Source organism: Nocardia sp. NBC_01499 (assembly GCF_045040275.1).
Taxonomy (GTDB): domain Bacteria; phylum Actinomycetota; class Actinomycetes; order Mycobacteriales; family Mycobacteriaceae; genus Nocardia.
Genome location: NZ_CP109426.1, coordinates 4,634,922 through 4,652,426, shown reverse-complemented (window position 1 = coordinate 4,652,426; position 17,505 = coordinate 4,634,922). Strand labels below are relative to the sequence as shown.

13 protein-coding genes are annotated in these 17,505 nt (G+C 66.7%); 11 read left to right on the top strand and 2 right to left on the bottom strand.

Annotated features, from left to right (window positions below; genetic code table 11):
- Positions 1-23: 23 nt before the first annotated feature.
- The 9 genes from OG203_RS21195 to OG203_RS21155 all read left to right on the top strand — a co-directional run bounded on the left by OG203_RS21195 (position 24) and on the right by OG203_RS21155 (position 9,208).
- Entirely contained in the window at positions 24-1,673 is a 1,650-nt protein-coding gene (locus OG203_RS21195; protein ID WP_405167353.1) for a methane monooxygenase, read from the top strand.
- 56 nt (positions 1,674-1,729) lie between these two features.
- Positions 1,730-2,782: a 2Fe-2S iron-sulfur cluster-binding protein gene (locus OG203_RS21190; RefSeq protein ID WP_405167352.1), complete on the top strand. Its 1,053-nt coding sequence runs from the start codon at positions 1,730-1,732 to the stop codon at positions 2,780-2,782.
- Between the two features lie 24 nt (positions 2,783-2,806).
- The gene (locus tag OG203_RS21185; RefSeq protein WP_405167351.1) at positions 2,807-3,925 is read left to right on the top strand and encodes an aromatic/alkene monooxygenase hydroxylase subunit beta; all 1,119 of its coding nucleotides are present in this window, start codon (positions 2,807-2,809) and stop codon (positions 3,923-3,925) included.
- Complete coding sequence (mimD, locus tag OG203_RS21180; protein ID WP_405167350.1) at positions 3,922-4,272, top strand: propane 2-monooxygenase effector subunit MimD; 351 nt, start codon at positions 3,922-3,924, stop codon at positions 4,270-4,272. Before OG203_RS21185 ends, mimD begins: the two co-directional genes overlap by 4 nt.
- A 45-nt stretch (positions 4,273-4,317) precedes the next feature.
- Entirely contained in the window at positions 4,318-5,337 is a 1,020-nt protein-coding gene (locus OG203_RS21175) for an amidohydrolase family protein (protein WP_405167349.1), read from the top strand.
- A complete protein-coding gene (locus OG203_RS21170) occupies positions 5,334-6,065 on the top strand; it encodes an iron-sulfur cluster assembly protein (RefSeq protein ID WP_405167348.1) in 732 nt (243 codons plus the stop codon). The genes OG203_RS21175 and OG203_RS21170 overlap by 4 nt, the downstream gene beginning before the upstream one ends.
- Positions 6,062-7,087, top strand: coding sequence for an NAD(P)-dependent alcohol dehydrogenase (locus tag OG203_RS21165; RefSeq protein ID WP_405167347.1), 1,026 nt, complete (start codon positions 6,062-6,064; stop codon positions 7,085-7,087). The genes OG203_RS21170 and OG203_RS21165 overlap by 4 nt, the downstream gene beginning before the upstream one ends.
- A gap of 52 nt (positions 7,088-7,139) precedes the next feature.
- Positions 7,140-8,789: a chaperonin GroEL gene (gene groL, locus OG203_RS21160; protein WP_405167346.1), complete on the top strand. Its 1,650-nt coding sequence runs from the start codon at positions 7,140-7,142 to the stop codon at positions 8,787-8,789.
- A gap of 95 nt (positions 8,790-8,884) precedes the next feature.
- Complete coding sequence (locus tag OG203_RS21155; RefSeq protein ID WP_405167345.1) at positions 8,885-9,208, top strand: putative quinol monooxygenase; 324 nt, start codon at positions 8,885-8,887, stop codon at positions 9,206-9,208.
- 3 nt (positions 9,209-9,211) lie between these two features.
- Here OG203_RS21155 and OG203_RS21150 read toward each other — a convergent pair whose 3' ends face one another.
- Positions 9,212-12,427 (bottom strand): BTAD domain-containing putative transcriptional regulator, encoded by a 3,216-nt coding sequence (locus tag OG203_RS21150; RefSeq protein WP_405167344.1) that lies wholly within the window; start codon positions 12,425-12,427, stop codon positions 9,212-9,214.
- Between the two features lie 97 nt (positions 12,428-12,524).
- Here OG203_RS21150 and OG203_RS21145 point away from each other — a divergent pair, with 97 nt between their 5' ends.
- Positions 12,525-13,403, top strand: a complete 879-nt coding sequence (locus OG203_RS21145) for an alpha/beta fold hydrolase (protein WP_405167343.1) — start codon at positions 12,525-12,527, stop codon at positions 13,401-13,403.
- Positions 13,404-13,473: 70 nt separating this feature from the next.
- On the opposite strand, the gene OG203_RS21140 is transcribed toward OG203_RS21145, so the two are convergent.
- Positions 13,474-16,704, bottom strand: coding sequence for a BTAD domain-containing putative transcriptional regulator (locus tag OG203_RS21140; protein WP_405167342.1), 3,231 nt, complete (start codon positions 16,702-16,704; stop codon positions 13,474-13,476).
- Between the two features lie 131 nt (positions 16,705-16,835).
- On the opposite strand from OG203_RS21140, the gene OG203_RS21135 reads away from it, so the two are divergent.
- The gene (locus OG203_RS21135) at positions 16,836-17,480 is read left to right on the top strand and encodes a hypothetical protein (RefSeq protein WP_405167341.1); all 645 of its coding nucleotides are present in this window, start codon (positions 16,836-16,838) and stop codon (positions 17,478-17,480) included.
- The last annotated feature ends 25 nt before the right edge of the window (positions 17,481-17,505 follow it).

The window sequence follows — 17,505 nt, the reverse complement described above, 5'->3', positions numbered from 1 at the left end:
AGCCACAGCAGCAGGAGGACACGTTGAGCAGGCAAAGCCTGAGCAAGGCTCACAAGAAGATCACCGAACTGTCGTGGGAACCCACCTTCGCGACACCGGCCACCCGGTTCGGCACCGACTACACCTTCGACAAGGCGCCGAAAAAGGATCCGCTCAAGCAGATTCTGCGCTCCTACTTCCCGATGGAGGAAGAGAAGGACAACCGCGTCTTCGGCGCGATGGACGGCGCGATCCGCGGCAACATGTTCCGTCAGGTACAGCAGCGGTGGATGGAATGGCAGAAGCTGTTCCTCTCGATCATTCCGTTCCCGGAGATCTCGGCGGCCCGCGCGATGCCGATGGCGATCGACGCGGTGCCGAATCCGCAGATCCACAACGGTCTCGCGGTGCAGATGATCGATGAGGTACGGCACTCGACCATTCAGATGAATCTCAAGCGCCTCTACATGAATCACTACATCGATCCGGCCGGATTCGATATCAGTGAGAAGGCGTTCGCCAACAACTACGCGGGCACCATCGGCCGCCAGTTCGGCGAGGGCTTCATCACCGGCGACGCGATCACCGCGGCCAACATCTACCTGACCGTGGTTGCCGAAACCGCCTTCACCAACACGCTTTTCGTCGCGATGCCCTCGGAGGCGGCAGCCAATGGCGATTACCTGCTGCCGACGGTGTTCCACTCGGTGCAATCCGACGAGTCGCGCCACATCTCCAATGGCTACTCGATTCTGCTGATGGCGCTGGCCGACGAGGACAACCGGCAGCTGCTCGAGCGCGACCTGCGCTACGCCTGGTGGAACAACCACTGCGTGGTGGACGCCGCGATCGGCACCTTCATCGAGTACGGCACCAAGGATCGGCGCAAGGACCGCGACAGCTACGCCGAGATGTGGCGGCGCTGGATCTACGACGACTACTACCGCAGCTACCTGATCCCGTTGGAGAAGTACGGCCTGACCATCCCGCACGACCTCGTCGAGGAGGCATGGAACCGGATCGTGAACAAGGGCTACGTGCACGAGGTCGCCCAATTCTTCTCCACCGGTTGGCCGGTCAACTACTGGCGCATCGATCCGATGACTGACCAGGACTTCGAGTGGTTCGAGGAGAAGTACCCGGGTTGGTACAACAAGTACGGCAAGTGGTGGGAGAACTACAACCGCCTGCGCTACCCCGGCCGTAACAAGCCGATCGCGTTCGAGGACGTCGACTATCAGTACCCGCACCGCTGCTGGACCTGCATGGTGCCGTGCCTGATTCGCGGCGACATGGTGACCGAGCAGGTCGACGGCCAGTGGCGCACGTACTGCTCGGAGACCTGTGCCTGGACCGATATCAAGGCGTTCCGCCCGGAGTACGAGGGCAGGCCGACGCCGAACATGGGACGGCTCACCGGCCATCGCGAATGGGAAACCCTGCACCACAACCAGGATCTCGCCGATATCGTGCAGCACCTCGGTTATGTGCGCGACGACGGCAAGACCCTGATCCCGCAGCCACACCTGGATCTCGACGATCCGAAGAAGCTGTGGACCCTGGATGACCTGCGCGGCATCAACTTCCAGAGCCCGAACGTGCTCTTGAACGAGATGTCGGACACCGAACGTGCCGCGCATGTCGCCGCGTACACCGCCGGTGGTCCAGGCGGTCGCCCCGCGAAGGTCGGCTGATCCCATCGAGTGCCCGGCGCGCATGCCCGCGCCGGGCCCCACCCGAGGAGTTTCCCGTGGGGGACACCCATCGCATCCGGTTCGAGCCGGTCGAGCTGGAGATCGAGGTCGACGAGGACGAGACGGTTCTCGATGCGGCTTTCCGCCAAGGAGTTTCGCTGATGCACGGCTGCCGCGAGGGGCAGTGCTCGGCGTGCAAGTCGTTCCTGCTCGACGGCGACATCCAGATGGACCGCTACTCCACCTTCGCGCTGGCCGACTACGAGAGCGAGGAAGGGTATGTGCTGCTGTGCAAGTCGCATGCCTACAGCGACTGCGAGATCGAGCTGATCAATTACGACGAGGACGAGTTGCGCAATGCGGTTCCGCTGCAACAACTGCTGACCCGCATCGTCGCGTTGACCGACCTGACGCACGACATCGTCTCGCTGGAGGTGGAGCTGATCGAGCCGGCGGCTTACACCTTCAAGCCGGGTCAGTACTCGGACGTGATGATTCCAGGCACCGAGGAGCACCGCTCGTTCTCGATGGCGACCACGCCGACCGAGTCGGCGCGGCTGCAATTCATCATCAAACGCTATCCAGGAGGCCGATTCTCGGGGTTGTTGGAGAGCGAACTAGTGGTCGGCGACGAGCTGCGCCTGCGCGGCCCGTACGGCTCGTTCACCATCAAGAAGGATTCCGAACGCGACATCGTCTGCATCGGCGGTGGGGCGGGGATGGCGCCGATTCTGTCGCTGCTGCGCCATCTCGTCGAGATCGGCAGTACCAGGCGGGTGCATTACTACTACGGCGCCCGCACCGCCGCCGACCTGTTCTATCTGCGCGAGCTCGCGGAGCTCGGCAGTCAACTGGCCGACTTCACCTTCGTCCCAGCGCTTTCCGAGCAGGCGGACGCGGACTGGGCCGAAATAGGCGTCGCCGACGGCGATTTCGGCTTCGTCACCGACGTGGTCGACCGGCGCGAGCCCGATCTGACCGAGACCGAGATCTACCTCTGCGGACCACCGCCCATGGTCGACGCCGCGATGCCGATGCTCGACGGCAAAGGGGTTGCGCGCGAACGGATCCACTTCGACAAGTTCACCACGACGATTCCGCAGACCTGATTCCAGAGAAAGAGAGTATCTGTTATGAGCGCACCCGCCGCCGAGCCAGCGACGAAATCGGAGCGCAGTTTCCCGAAGCCGGAATTCACCGACGCCGAAGCCGGTGCCTTGGAGTTCCCCAGTTCGGGCAGCCGGTCCTACAACTACTTCAAGCCCGCGAAGCTGCGGGCCACCACCTACGAGGACGTCACGTTCGACGTGCAGCCCGACCCGGAGCGTCACCTCAGCCAGGGCTGGATCTACGGCTTCGCCGACGGCCCTGGCGGCTACCCGCACGAGTGGACGGCGCTGAAATCCAGTGACTGGCACAAGTTCCGGGATCCGAACGAGGAGTGGGAACAGACGATCTACCGCAACAACGCCAACGCGGTGCGGCAGATCCAGCAGAACCTGGACAACGCCAAGCTGGCCGACGCCTACAACTCCTGGACACCGGCCTGGACGAAGTTCGTCGAACGCAACCTCGGCGCCTGGATGCACGCCGAGCACGGCCTCGGGCTGCACGTCTTCATGGCCGCGCAGCGCTCCGCCCCGACCAACATGATCAACAACGCGATGGCGGTGAACAGCGCGCACAAGCTGCGCTTCGCGCAGGATCTGGCGCTCTACAACCTGGACCTGAGTGAATCCCTCAGCGGCTTCGACGGTTCCGCGCATCGCGCGGTCTGGCAGGACGACACCGTCTGGCAGGGTGTCCGGCGCAATGTCGAATCGCTCACCGCCGCAGGCGATTGGGCCGAGGCACTGTTCGCCACGAACGTCGTCTTCGAACAACTCGTCGGCGTGCTGTTCCGCAGCCATCTCGTCATGCAGATCGCGGCGCGTAACGGCGACTACATCACGCCGAGCCTGGTCGGGTCCGGCGAGCATGACTACAACCGCGATCTCGGCTACAGCCGGGTGCTGTTCTCGCTGCTCACCCGCGACGAGGAGCACGGTGCGCACAACCGCGAGGTGCTCGGCGGGTGGTTGACCAAGTGGGTGCCGCTGAGTGTCGCGGCCGCCCGTGCGCTGCAGCCGATCTGGTCGCAGCCGCAGGAGCGGACCATCCCCTTCGCCGAATCCTTCGAAGCCGCCAAGTCCGGCCTGCGCAGCGTGCTCGCCGACCTGGATCTCGACCAGCCCGAGGAGCTGAACCGATGAGTACTGCAATGGAATTCGGCACCGGAGTCGGATCGTCGAACAGGTGCGGCATCACCCTGATGAACAACCAGAACGGCTATGTCGTCGCCGAGGTGATGGGCCGCAAGGACGGTGTCGTGATCACCGAGTATCCCTCGATGATCCGGGTCGACGGAAACAAGGTGCTCACCTTCGATTTCGCCGAGATCACCGATGCGCTCGGTACGGAATTCACCCTGTCCGACTTCGAGGAGATCATGTCCACCCACTACGGGCGGATGGTGCATTTCGACGACAAGACCATGCTTTTCGCCAATCCCGAGGACGCCGCCGAGTACATCGATTTCGACCTCAAACCGGTTCGATAACCGTGTCGTTCAGCCCACAGACTCGTTGAGTATCGGAGCACAACCATGTACGAAAAGGACGGCGAGAAGTACTTCATCGTCGACGGTCACATCCATTTCTGGGACGGCGGCCCGAGCAATCAGAAGAACCGGTACGGCAAAGGCTTCACCGAGTGCTTCTACGACTACCACCGCAATCTCTCACCGGCCGACGAGGTCTGGACACTGGAGAAGTTCGGCAGCTATACCGAGGCCGACCTGATGCACGATCTCTTCGAGGTCGGCTACGTCGACAAGGCCATCTTCCAGCCGACGTATCTCACCGACTTCTATCACGACGGTTTCAACACCACCGAACGTAACGGCGCGCTCGCCGAAAAGCATCCGGACAAGCTGATCACCAACGGTGCGTGGGATCCCCGTGACGGCGAGGCCGGTCTCGACGCGCTCGAAGCGCTGCACGAGCGCTGGAACCTGAAGGGCGTCAAGCTCTATACGGCCGAATGGAAAGGCGATTCCAAGGGCTACAAGCTGACCGATCCGTGGAGCTATCGGTACCTGGAGAAGTGCGAACAGCTCGGCATTCGCAACATTCATATTCACAAGGGGCCGACCATCTATCCGCTCAATCGCGACGCGTTCGATGTCGCGGATGTCGACGATGTCGCGACCGCGTTCCCCAACCTGAACTTCATCATCGAACATGTCGGTCTGCCCCGGCTGGAGGACTTCTGCTGGATCGCGACTCAGGAACCCAATGTCTACGGCGGCCTCGCCGTCGCCATGCCGTTCATCCACACCAGGCCACGCTATTTCGCGCAGATCATCGGCGAACTGCTGTACTGGCTCGACGAGAACCGGATCACCTTCGCCAGTGATTACGCGATCTGGAAGCCGGCCTGGCTGATCGAGAAGTTCGTCGACTTCCAGATCCCCGAGGATATGCAGTCGGAGTACGGGACGATAAGCACCGAGGTCAAAAAGAAGATCCTCGGCCTCAATCTGGCTCGGCTGTACGGGTTCCAGGTGCCAGGCGAGGCACTGTCGGCGCAGGACGGTAAGACCGCCAGCCGGGTTCCGGCATGACCACCGTCGCGCACGCGAATACCGTCGCCGAGCGCGTGTGGGCCGCGCTCGACGCGGTGCGGGATCCGGAACTCGACGAACCGATCACCACCTTGCGGTTCGTCACCGAGGTGCTGGTCACGGACGGGTGCCGCGTCCGCGTCCGGCTGCGGTTGCCCGCCTACTTCTGTGCGCCGAACTTCGCGTATCTGATGGTCGCGGACGCGCACGACGCGGTCGCGGCGCTGCCGGACGTCGAGTCGGTGACGGTGCTGCTGGAAGACCATTTCGCGTCGGATCAGATCAATACCGGCGTTGCGCAGGGCGCGGGATTCACCGGCAGCTTCCCCGGCGAGGCGACCCGCGAACTGGACGAGCTACGAAAGACGTTCCAGCGCAAGGCCTATATCGCGGCCTTGGAACGGGTCGTGCGCAGATTGTCGGCGGCGGACCGAATGACCGACGCGCCATTGGAACTGACGCTCGCCGACGTACCCGACAGTCGCGAGCGCACCTCACTGGAACGGCGTCGTGCGGCGATCGGCTTCGAAAACCAGCCAGGGGCAATGCTTCTCGTCGACGAGCACGGCGTCGCGCTGCGGTCCGGCGACCTGGCGATCCGGCTGCGCTATGCCCGCGCGGTGCGGGTCAGCATCGAGGGCAACGCGCACTTCTGCCGCGGCCTGCTCGCCACCCGCTACGGCGAAACATCAAGCACCACAACGTATGAGAACGGAGCAGGCCGATGAAGGCCGTGCAACTGGCCGCCTACGACTCGAAACCGGAATTGGCCGAGATCCCGGACCCGGAGCTCGAGACACCCCTTGATGTGATCGTGAAGATCGGCGGGGCCGGTGTCTGCCGCACCGACCTGCACATCGTCGAGGGCCAATGGGAGCAGAAGAGCGGCGTCACGCTCCCGTACACGATCGGCCACGAGAACGCGGGCTGGGTCGAGGCGGTCGGGTCGGCGGTGACCGGCCTGAAAGTTGGCGACCCGGTGATCCTGCACCCGCTGATGACCTGCGGACTCTGCCGCGCCTGCCGCGCCGGTGACGACGTCCATTGCGCCAGTTCACAATTCCCCGGCATCGACACCAATGGCGGTTACGCCGAGTACCTGCGCACGAACGCCCGCGCGGTGGTGAAACTGGATCCGACGCTGGTGCCCGCCGATGTCGCCGCCCTCGCCGACGCCGGTCTGACCGCCTACCATGCGGTCGCCAAGGCGGCACGGGCGCTGCGTCCCGGTGACAAGGCCGTGCTGATCGGCGCGGGTGGGTTGGGGCACATCGGCATTCAGGTGTTCGCGGCACTGTCCGCCGCGGAAATGATCGTGGTCGACCGATCTCCGGCCGCCTTGACCTTGGCGCGGGAGGTCGGCGCGCACCATACGGTGCGGGCCGACGGAAACGAGGCCGCCGCCGTCCTCGAGCTCACCGGCGGCAACGGCGCCGAAGCGGTGCTCGATTTCGTCGGCGAGGGCGGCGCCATCGAGGCGGGTGTCGCGATGGTGCGGCGCGCGGGCAACTACTACGTCATCGGCTACGGCGGCGTGCTTTCGGTGCCGACGATCGACATCATCTCGACCGAGATCAACTTCATCGGCAACCTCGTCGGCTCCTACAACGACCTGGTCGAGCTGATGGTGCTCGCGGCGCAGCAGCGGGTTCGGCTGCACACGAGCAGGTACGCGCTGGACGACTTCGCCACCGCGCTGGGCGATCTCGACGCGGGCCGGGTCCGTGGCCGCGCGATTCTCGTTCCATGACAGCACTTTTCGACAACTGAACTTCGGCAAACTCGATAAAGGTGTGTGCGATATGGCCAAGGAACTGCGCTTCGGCGCGAACGCCCGCGGGCTGCTCGAACAGGGCGTCAACGCCGTCGCGGACGCGGTGAAGGTGACGCTCGGGCCGAAGGGCCGCAACGCGGTGCTGGAAAAGCTCACCGGCGCCCCGACCATCACCAACGACGGCGTCACCATCGCCAAGGAGATTCAGCTGCGCGACCCCTTCGCCAATATGGGTGCGCAGCTGGTCAAAGAGGTGGCCACGAAGACCAACGGGGTGGCGGGCGACGGTACAACCACCGCGACCGTGCTCGCCCAGGCGATGGTGCGCGAGGGGCTGCGCGCGGTGGCCGACGGCAAGAATCCGATCCAGCTCAAACGCGGCATCGAGCGTGCGACCGCCGCGGTCGTCGACCTGCTGCGCGAGCGCAGCCGAGGCATTACCGAGGAGTCGGAGCTGCGCCACGTCGCGATGCTCTCGGCGAACAACGACAGCGAGATCGGCGACGTCATCGCCGCGGCGCTGGCCAGGGTCGGCGTGAATGGTGTTGTCAGCGTGGAGGAATGGCCACAGCTCGGACTCGGGCTCGGCTATATCGACGGCATCGAGTTCGATCACGGGTATCTCTCGCCGTACTTCGTGACCGACAAGGACCGGATGGAGGCGGTGCTCGACAACGCGTACGTGTTGCTGACCAATCAGAAGATCTCCACCGTCCAGACGCTGATGCCGGTGCTCGAGCAGGTCCAGCGGTCCGGGCAACCGCTGGTGATCCTCTGCGAGAACATGGATGGCCCCGCGCTGAGCATGCTGGTGACCAACAATGTGCACGACACCTTCCGCTCGGTGGTCGTGCGCGCACCCGGGTTCGGGCATCGCCGGGTGGCCGAATTGGAGGATCTGGCAACAGTTCTCGGCGGCACCGTGCTGAGCGCCGACTCCGGCGTCGCGCTGGAGAACGTTCGGATCGAGCACCTCGGCCAGGCGCGGAAGGTGACCGTCACCGAACGGTCGAGCACCCTCGTCGACGGCGCGGGCGCACCCGACGACGCGAAGGCGCGCATCGGCCAGCTCGAGCGCGAACTCGAACGCGCCGAGAACGAACACGACCAGGACAACCTGAAACTGCGCATTGCCAGGCTGTCCGGGTCGGTGGCCGTCGTGCGCGTCGGCGCGGCCACCGATGTCGAGCTCAAGGAGAAGCTGCACCGGGTGGAGGACTCGCTGTCGGCGACGCGGGCGGCGATGGAGGAGGGCGTGGTCGCCGGTGGCGGCACCGCGCTGCTGCAGGCGCAACCGGCGCTCGACCTGCTCGAGCTCACCGGCGACGCCGCCGAAGGCCGCGAGATCGTGCGCCGCGCCGTCGAGGAACCCTTGCGCTGGATCGCGATCAACGCGGGGTACGACGGCGACGAGGCCGTGGCCACCGTCGCGACACTGCCGGTCGGGCACGGTTTCAACGCGCTCACCGAGACCTACGGCGACATGTTCGAGGCGGGCGTGATCGACCCGCTCAAGGTCACCCACTCGGCCCTGCGCAGCGCCGCGTCCATCGCCGCGCTGCTGCTGACCACCGAGACGCTGATCGTCGAGGAGATCATGGTGAACCCCGGCGCGATCATCGCGCCCGGCTTCGGTGATCTGGCCGAGGGGCTCGTTCGGCCCTCCAACATCTACTGATCGTCCGACAATGGGGTGTTCGCCACGATCGCCGCCTGGCAGCCGCGGCAGCCGGGCTGTGTCGCGGCAGCCCGGCCCACCGCAGGAGGAATGCCATGATCTTCATCGTCGTCAAGTTCAAGACCAAGCCGGAGTGGACCGACAGGTGGCTCGACCTCGTCGGCCCGTTCACCGCACGCACCCGCGCCGAGGCGGGCAACCTCTGGTTCGAGTGGTCGCGCAGTGTCGACGACCCCAGCGAATTCGTGCTGCTGGAGGCATTTTTCGATCAGTCGGCGGGCGAGTCGCACGTCGGTAGTGCCCATTTCAAGGCCGCGATGGCCGACTTGCCGCAGGCGCTCGCGGCAACGCCGAAGATCATCAGCCAGACCATCGATGCGAGCGGCTGGTCCGAAATGGGCGAGATGACAGTGGGATAGGGCCTACGCGGGAGTGACGGCCGCGATGAGGTGGGGCGAGTGTGCTCGCTGGGCGAGGCTGAGCGCTTGCTCCCGGTGCGCGGTGGCTTCCGGCCTGTCGAGGGCGGTGGCGAGCTGGGCGAGGTAGTGGGCGACCGGCTCCAGGGTGATCAGGCCGGTGCCTGCTCCGGCGAGTTCGGTTGCGGCGGGGCGCAATTGGTCGTAGCAGCGGCGCATGGTCGGTGCGTCGCCGAGGGCGAGGGCGGCTCGGGCGACGAGGCAGGTGCGTAGTTCGAGCAGTAGGTCTCGCGGGGAGTCGGGGATGTCGTTCAGCGCGATAGTGGCTTCGTCACGAAGATCGTTGTCCAGCAGGATGATCGGGCGGACCCATGGTTCGTAAGGTCCCCATGCTTTGGCCGTTGAATCGGTCGGCAGCCCGTGCTGCAACCGTAGGCAGAGCAAGGCGAGGGGGAGTAGGCCCTGTTCGACGCCGGGCATTCCGCTGCCGGTGAGCATTGTGGCGGCGGCGCGGTAGGCGGTCTCCGCATCGCGATGGGTGCCGGTGATCGCGGTGCGCAGGGCGGTGTACCAGTGGGTGAAGACGCCGACCATCGGTAGTTCGTATTCGGCGGCGAGCTGGTCTGCCGCAGCCGCGTGGGCATCGGCCGATGTGAGAGCGGCTGTAGCGCAGCCTGTTTGGATGCCGATGAGGTTACCCAAAACCTCGAAGGTGACCAGTCGATGCTGTCGGCCGAGCGCGATGAGTTCATCGCCGATGCGGGCGCGGTCCGCGCTCAGGCCGGTGCGCTGGAAGGTGTGCATGAAGCGGCCGTTGAGGGCGAAGGCCAACAGTGCGGGGTCGTGGAGTTCCCTGGCGATGGCCTCTGCTTCCTCGGCGGCGCGTAGTCCGCGACTACCGCTGGCACCGCGCAGTTCGAGGGCAACCGTCGTGCACAGCCGGGCGCGCAGCTCGCGGTGTTCGGCGGGCAGGGCGGCGAGGGTGTGTTCAGCGGCGGCGATGACGTGGCTTGCCAGGTCGGGGTCGTCATTGGTGGTCCAGATGGCCGGGATATCGAAAGCGCTGATCACGCGGGCGGCTTGTACCGGATCGGCCCACCGTTCGGCCTGGGCGATGGCAAGCCCGCGGAAGTGACGGGCCTCGGTGAGCTTGCCGGTGACCGCCAAGGCTCGCGCGAGTCCGGTGATCGCGTCGAGCCGTGCGGACGGGTCGGGGTCGGGCATTTGATCGAAGGCGTCGAGGGTGGCGCGCCATTGCCGTACCGCCTCGGTGAGGGCGAATCCTCGTTCGGCCTCGCGTGCTGCGGCTCCGGCGTACCGGGCGGCGCTCGCTGCGGTGGTGCGGCTGTGTGCCCTGACGAAGTGGTGCGCCAGCACGGAAACGTCTGCGGTGCCGATCTTTTCGAGAAAGGCGCCGATCTCGCCGTGCCACCGGGCCCGGCGTGGGCCGCTGATGTCGCGGTACACGGTGTCGCGGACCAGGGCGTGGGTGAAGCGGAGCAGTCCGCCGGGTAGTTCGGTGAACAGCCCTGCCGTCATCGAGATTTCGAGGTCGTCGAGTGCCGCGTCGCCCGCGAGGTCGATGAGTATCTCGCGATCGACATCCTCGCCGAGCACCGATGCCTGCTGGATCAGGGTCCGCGCTGATTGCGGCAGCATGGCCAGGCGATGTCGGATGACCTCGCGGACGCCTGCCGGAATGGCGTCGAGGGCGGCGGGTCCTTCATCGCGGAGCAGCCGGGCCAGTTCGCGGACAAAGAACGGATTGCCGTTGCTGCGCCGGTGAATTCGGGAACCATCGTGTTCGGCGATATCCGGTCCGGCGATCTCGCGCACCAGGGTGACTGTGTCGTTTTCGGGCAGGCCGCTCAGGTACACGCGCACCGGTTCGAAGGGCGCGACCTTGCCAAGGGTTGCGGTGAGTTCGGTGCTGATCTCGGTGCTGCGGTAGGTCGCCAATATCAGTACCGGGCCCGCTATTGCGCCGGTGACGAGCGCGGAGAGCAGGTCAAGTGTTTCCGCACCGGCGTTGTGGATGTCGTCGAAGACCAGCAGAACCGGCGTGCGTTGCGATACCGATGCCAGGTAGTCGGCGGCGGCACGGTGGAACAGGAACCGGGCCTCGGCCTGATCGGTGGGCGTGGACTCACCATCGGCGAGAGCACCTGCCCCTGCGGCGGTCAGTGCCGCGCGAATCCTGGTCCACGCCCAGCCCGGCGGTACACCGATGTCCGCAGGACTCTCGCCGCGCGCGGTGAGCCACCCATCGTCGGCCAGCGCGGACGAAACCTGTTCGGCGAGAGAGCTTTTACCGGCACCGGCCTCGCCGGCCAGGAGCGCCAACCGGACGCGGCTATGCCGGGCAGCGTCGCTGGCGGCGTGCTGTATCGCGGCGAATTCCAACCGCCTGCCTACGAAACCCATTCCGGGCGTGGTTTTTTGGGTCGACGCGGAGAGCAGGTGTGGTGCGTGCGCGAGGATGTCCGCCTCCACGCGCTGGAGTTCAGGACCGGGGTCAGCGCCCAATTCGGTGCGCAGAAGGTGACGGATGCGGCGCAGAGCCGCCAGGGCGTCGCTCTGTCTGCCGGAGCGATAAAGCGCGACAGCGAGCAACTGCCACGCGTGCTCGCGCAAAGGGTGTTCGGCGAGCAGGGAATTCAGCGCGGGCACGGCTTCGGCGGGTCGCGCGAGGTCGATCAACGCGGCGGCGCGGTGTTCGCCGGCAAGCAGGCGTAGGCCGTCGAGCCGGTCGACTTCGGCACGCGCCCAACCTTGTTCGGCGAATTCCGCATAGGCCGGACCTTGCCACAGCGCCAATGCGGCGTCGGCCGTCGTCAACGCTCGACTGAAGTGTTCGGTGGCGAGCAGTTCGGCAGTGTGCACGATGGCGGCCTCGAACCGGTCCGCGTCCACCGCCTCCGGCTCGGTGCGCAACGCGTACCCCGGCGCGACGGTCACCAGCACCTCGGCCGGTGTACGCGGCGCCCGATCGGGTTCAAGCACCCGGCGCAGATCGGCGACGAACGTGTGAATCGCCCCCACCGCGCCCCGCGGCGGCCGCTCCCACAGGTCGTCGATCAGCTGATCCACCGAGACCATCCGCCCTCGTGCGACCAGCAGCCGCGCCAGCACGGCCCGATGCCGCGGCCCCTTCAGCGGCAGTGCTGCCCCGGCGCGCTCGGCGCCGATGGGTCCGAGGACACCGAAGCTCAGCCCCGGCACGCGGCCACCGTCGCCGTACTCAGTCGCTGCTGATCAGTTGCTGAGTGCGCGCGCACAGACTGTCTGGCGTCACCAACGAACACCGGAAGGGCACCTCATGACACCGAAGATTACCGGATTCACCTACCAGCGGATTCCCGTCGCCGACCAGGTCGAACTCAATGTCGCGGTGGGCGGCTCGGGCTCCCCGATCGTGCTGCTGCACGGCTTCCCGCAGACCCACCTGATGTGGCGTCACGTTGTGGCTGATCTGGCCGCCGACCACACCGTCATCTGCCCCGATCTGCGCGGTTACGGCGACAGCGACAAGCCCGCCGACACCGACGGCAGCGTCTACTCCAAGCGCACCATGGCCGCCGACATCGTCGCCGCCGCGCGTGCCCTCGGCCACGAGCGATTCGCGCTGGCCGGCCACGACCGCGGCGCCTTGGTCGCCATCCGCACCGGCCTCGACCATCCCGACGCCGTCACCCACTTGGCCTCGCTCGACGTCCTACCCACCCTCGACATGTGGGAGGTCATGCACGGCGTCACGGCCGCGGTCGGCTTCCACCTCTATCTGATGGCACAGCCGCCCGGCCTGCCCGAACAGATGATTGCCGCCACCACCGACGCATTCTTCGGCCACTTCCTCGACAGCTGGACCCGCGACCCCGCCGCGATCCCACCAGACATCCGCACCGCCTACCTACGTGCCTGCGCCGCCGCCGTTCCCAGCATCGTCGCCGACTACCGTGCGTCGGCAGGCATCGACCTCGACCACGACCGGACCGACCGCGCCACCGGCAACCAGCTGCGGATGCCGGTGTCTGTCCTGCAACAGGATTGGGGCGCCGCACTCGGCTTCGACGCCGAATCCCTCTGGCGCGCTTGGGCTCCCGACCTGAATCACACCACTGTGAGCTGCGGCCACTTCATGGCCGAAGAAGCCCCGGCCACCGTCACGGCAGCCTTACGAGATCTCCTGAGCCGCTGACACATTCCGCGCCCGCACTGGTCTCGCGTCGATCAGTGCGGGCGGAACGGTCTCGTGCCAGTCGGCGACCCTAGTCGAATACCTTTGGGACCAGACCGCTTTCGAGCGTGGCAACAACCAGCTCCGGCCAGCTCGCATCCGTGCCCGCCTTCGTCGCCGCCGCGAACCCCGCTTCGCCGAGTCGACGCCGTGCCGTCTGCTCGATCCGAGCCTCATCGGGCAGCGAACGATCAGCCAGCCCACGCACTCCCGCACTCGCCGTGAGCAGCCGCACGGCCTGCTCGTTCTGGTCCGCGCGCAGTGCCAGATCCGCGATGCCGACCAGCACCTGGGCGATGAGGGGAGCATGTCCGGCCGCCGACGCGGCTCGGAACGCCGCGCCGTGGTGTGCACGAGCTTCGTCGAGACCCTCCGCCAGGTAGCCGCGCAGGTCGTGGATCACCGCGCTGTTGTGCGGCTGGTCCGCGTCGGTGCCGAGCATGGTCGTCGCGACGTCGATCTGCCGGTATGCCTGCTCGGTCTCGCCGCGCCAACGGGCCAGCTCCGCCTTCGCCAGTGCCAGTTCGGCAAGCGCGTTCGGCCAGGCGGCCTGATCCGCGCAGCGCTGCGCCTCGGCCACCGCGGCAGCGCTCGCCGCCGGATCACCGAGCAGCCAGTACAGCTGGGCCTGCCGCGCCAACATCCTTGCCGCGTCCTCGAGCACGCCGACCTCGGTGACCACCGCGATCGCCTGGTCGAAAAGCTCGCACGCACCGGCGAATTCGCCGCGGGTGGCCATTCGATTCGCCAACTCGGTCAGCGCGAACGAAATCCCCCACCGCTCACCGAGCGCGCGGAACTCGGCGAGCGCCGTCCGCAGATACTCGTCCGCGTCCCGCCCGTCCTGGCCGAGCACGATTCGCATCTTGCCCAGCTGCAGCCGAGCCAGCGCGCGCACCCACGGATCGTCGTCGGTGAGCAGCGATTCGAACGCGGGCAGATACTCGTCCTGCCCGCTCAACAGGCGTTCCAACGCGACGACGAAACTGAGCGCGGGATGGCGACCCGGACGACCCTGGCTGCCCTGGCCGGCGCGGTATGCCTTGCGGATCCATTCCGCCATCTGGTGCTCGTCGTTGCGCCCTGCGCTCAGGAAATGCACGACAAGCCCGTACACCGTCGCCCGGGTTTCCTCGTCCACCTCGCCCGGCATATCGGCGGCCGCGGTGACCAGCTCCAAGCCCTCGGCCTTGTGCCCGCCGAGCCACCAGTACCAGCCGGCGGCGGCCGCGAGCCGGATCGCTCCGGCGGCGTCTTCGGCCGCGAGCGCGCCGCGCATCGCCGCCGCGATGTTGTCGTGCTCGGGCGTGAGTGTGGCGAGCCACGTCAACTGTTCGGCGCGGCGCAGCTGCGGCTCCGCGGCAGCGGCGAGTTCGGTGAAGTACGAAAGATGTGCTCGGCGTGCCGATTCCGCGTCCGCCGATTCCGCGAGCCGGTCGCTGGCGTACTGCTTGATCGTGTCCAGCATTCGATAGCGCGGCTCGTTGTCCGCCGCGGTGCGCAGCAGGGACTTCTCGGTCAACGCGGTAAGCAGCTCGAGCACCTCCCAGCGCTCGACCGCTGTATTCTTCCCACCCCCCGTACCCGCGCAAACCTGTTCGGCCGCTTCCAGACTCGCGCCTCCGGCGAACACCGCGAGCCTGCGCAGGACCATTCGTTCGGCGTCGGTGAGCAGTTCCCAACTCCAGTCGACCACCGCGCGCAACGTCCGATGCTGCGGTATCGCGGTGCGGCTGCCGCCGGTCAGCAGGCGGAACCGATCGTCGAGGCGCTCGGCGAGCTGATCGAGGGACATGGTGCGCAATCTGGCCGCGGCCAGTTCGATCGCCAGCGGTATCCCGTCGAGCGCCCGGCAGACGTGCGCCATGGTCGATAATGCGTCGGCATCGGCCGCTAGATCCTGGCGCACCGCACCGGCCCTGTCCCGCAACAGTTGAACGGCAGGGGAGGACTCGATCGCCGCCGGGGCCGCGTCCTCGGCGGGCAACGCCAGCGGCTCGACCTGCCAGATCGCCTCACCGGTGATGCCGAGCGGTTCCCGGCTCGTCGCCAGGATTCGCAGCCGCTGGCATTCCCCGAGCACGCGGTGGGCGAACAGCGCCGCGGCATCGATCACGTGCTCGCAGTTGTCCAGGATCAACAGTGTTTCGCGCTCGCGGATCGCCGCGATGAGTCGCTCCATCGGTTCCGCGTTCGGTGTACCGCCGAGCAGCGCGTCCCGGAACCCGAGCGCGGCGAGCGCCGACTGCGCGATGTCACCGTCCGCGCCGACGGACGCCAGTTCCACCAGCCAGGCACCATCCGGTAGGTCGTCGAGCAGGGTCCGCGCGGTTTCCAGCGCAAGCCGGGTTTTCCCCGAGCCGCCGGGCCCGGTCAATGTCGTGAGCCGGTGTCCGGCAAGGAGTTCGCGCACCGCGGCGACGTCGGGGAACTTGCCGACGAAGCTGGTCAGTTCGGCCCGCAGGTTCGTCCTGCGGTCTTCCGCCCGCGCGCCAACTTCGCCGCGCAGCAGCGCGACATGCAGCGCGGACAGCTCCGGTGCCGGGTCGACGCCCAGTTCGTCGGCGAGGGCCTCCCGTGCCCGCTGATACACGGTCAGCGCCTCCGCGCCGCGCCCCGCAGCCGCCAACGCCCGCATGAGCGCGGCAATGAGCCGCTCCCGCACCGGATTCCGGGCCACCTCCTCGGTCAGCTCGGCAACCAGCTCCGGACCCTGGCCGAGACGGATCTCCGCTTCGTATCGATCTTCCGCGGCAGCGAGGCGAAGCCCCTCGAACCGGGTGACCACCGCGTCGACGGCCGCACTGTCCTGCGCATCGACGTCCTGCATCGGCGCACCGCGCCACAGTTCCAGCGCCGCACGCAACAGCGGGGACCGCTGCGCGTCCGTGCCGCCGCGGGCCTGGTCCAGCAGCTGCTCGAACCGGACGGCGTCGATGGCCGCTGGGTCGACCGCCAGCCGGTATCCACCCGGCTGCACGTCGAGCGACCCGTCCGGCAATGCCCTGCGCAGCCGGGAAACGAGGGCCTGCAAGGCATTTGCCGCGTCGGAGGGCGGCTGCTCACCCCAAATCCAGTCGACCAGCTGCGTTTTCGGGACCGCGCGACCGGATTCGAGCGCAAGCGCGATAAACAGCGCCCGCAGCCGAGAACCCGAGACCTCGATCACCACGCCGTCATCCGTTCGGATCTCCAGCGGTCCTAGCACCCCGATCTGCACCAGGCCCATTCTGCCGTGCGTTGTCGGCAGGCAACTGGTCACCCGTCCGACGGCATATGTACCGCTCTGACCAGGGCAAACATCATGTCAGTCGACGTGTCAGGTTCGCGTCAGGTCGGTATCAGCGCGGCTGGCGACAGTAGTCCATGTCAACAGCACTGAAGGAGAACATCATGACCACTTTCGAGACCATGGAACCGGTCACCGTCACCGTCGACATGCTTTCCGGCAATGTCACCGTGATCGCCACCGACCGCACCGACACCGTCGTCGAGGTCCGCCCCGCCGACGCGTCCAAGAAGGCCGACATCCGCGCCGCCGAGCACACCCTGGTCGATTTCGCCGCAGGCACCCTGACTGTGCAGACGCCGAAGGACTGGCGGACCTACACCCCGTTCGGCGGCAACCCGTCGATCGAGGTCGTCATCGAGGTGCCCGTCGGTTCGCGGCTGCGCGCCACCGCCGGTGTCGGCCGCGTGCTGAGCACCGGCGAACTCGGCGACTGCGACGTCGAGATCTCCGCGGGCGACATCGTGCTCGATCGCACCCGCGGTGTGGTGACCGCGAAAGCCGCCATGGGCGACATCCGCATCGCCGAGGCCTCGCGCGGCGTGCTCCGGCTGGAGACCGCCAAGGGCGAACTGGAGGTCGGCATCCACCCCGGCAGCGCGGCGCGACTGGAAACCAACGCCACGGCCGGCGCCGTGCAGAACCTGATGGCACCGGCCGACAGTGCGCGCGACGAGGCCGACATCGTGCAGGTATACGCACGAAACTCGTACGGCAACATCATCATTCGTCACGCTGTCGCCGCTTGACGCAGCTGTTGGGGGAGGTCCGGAA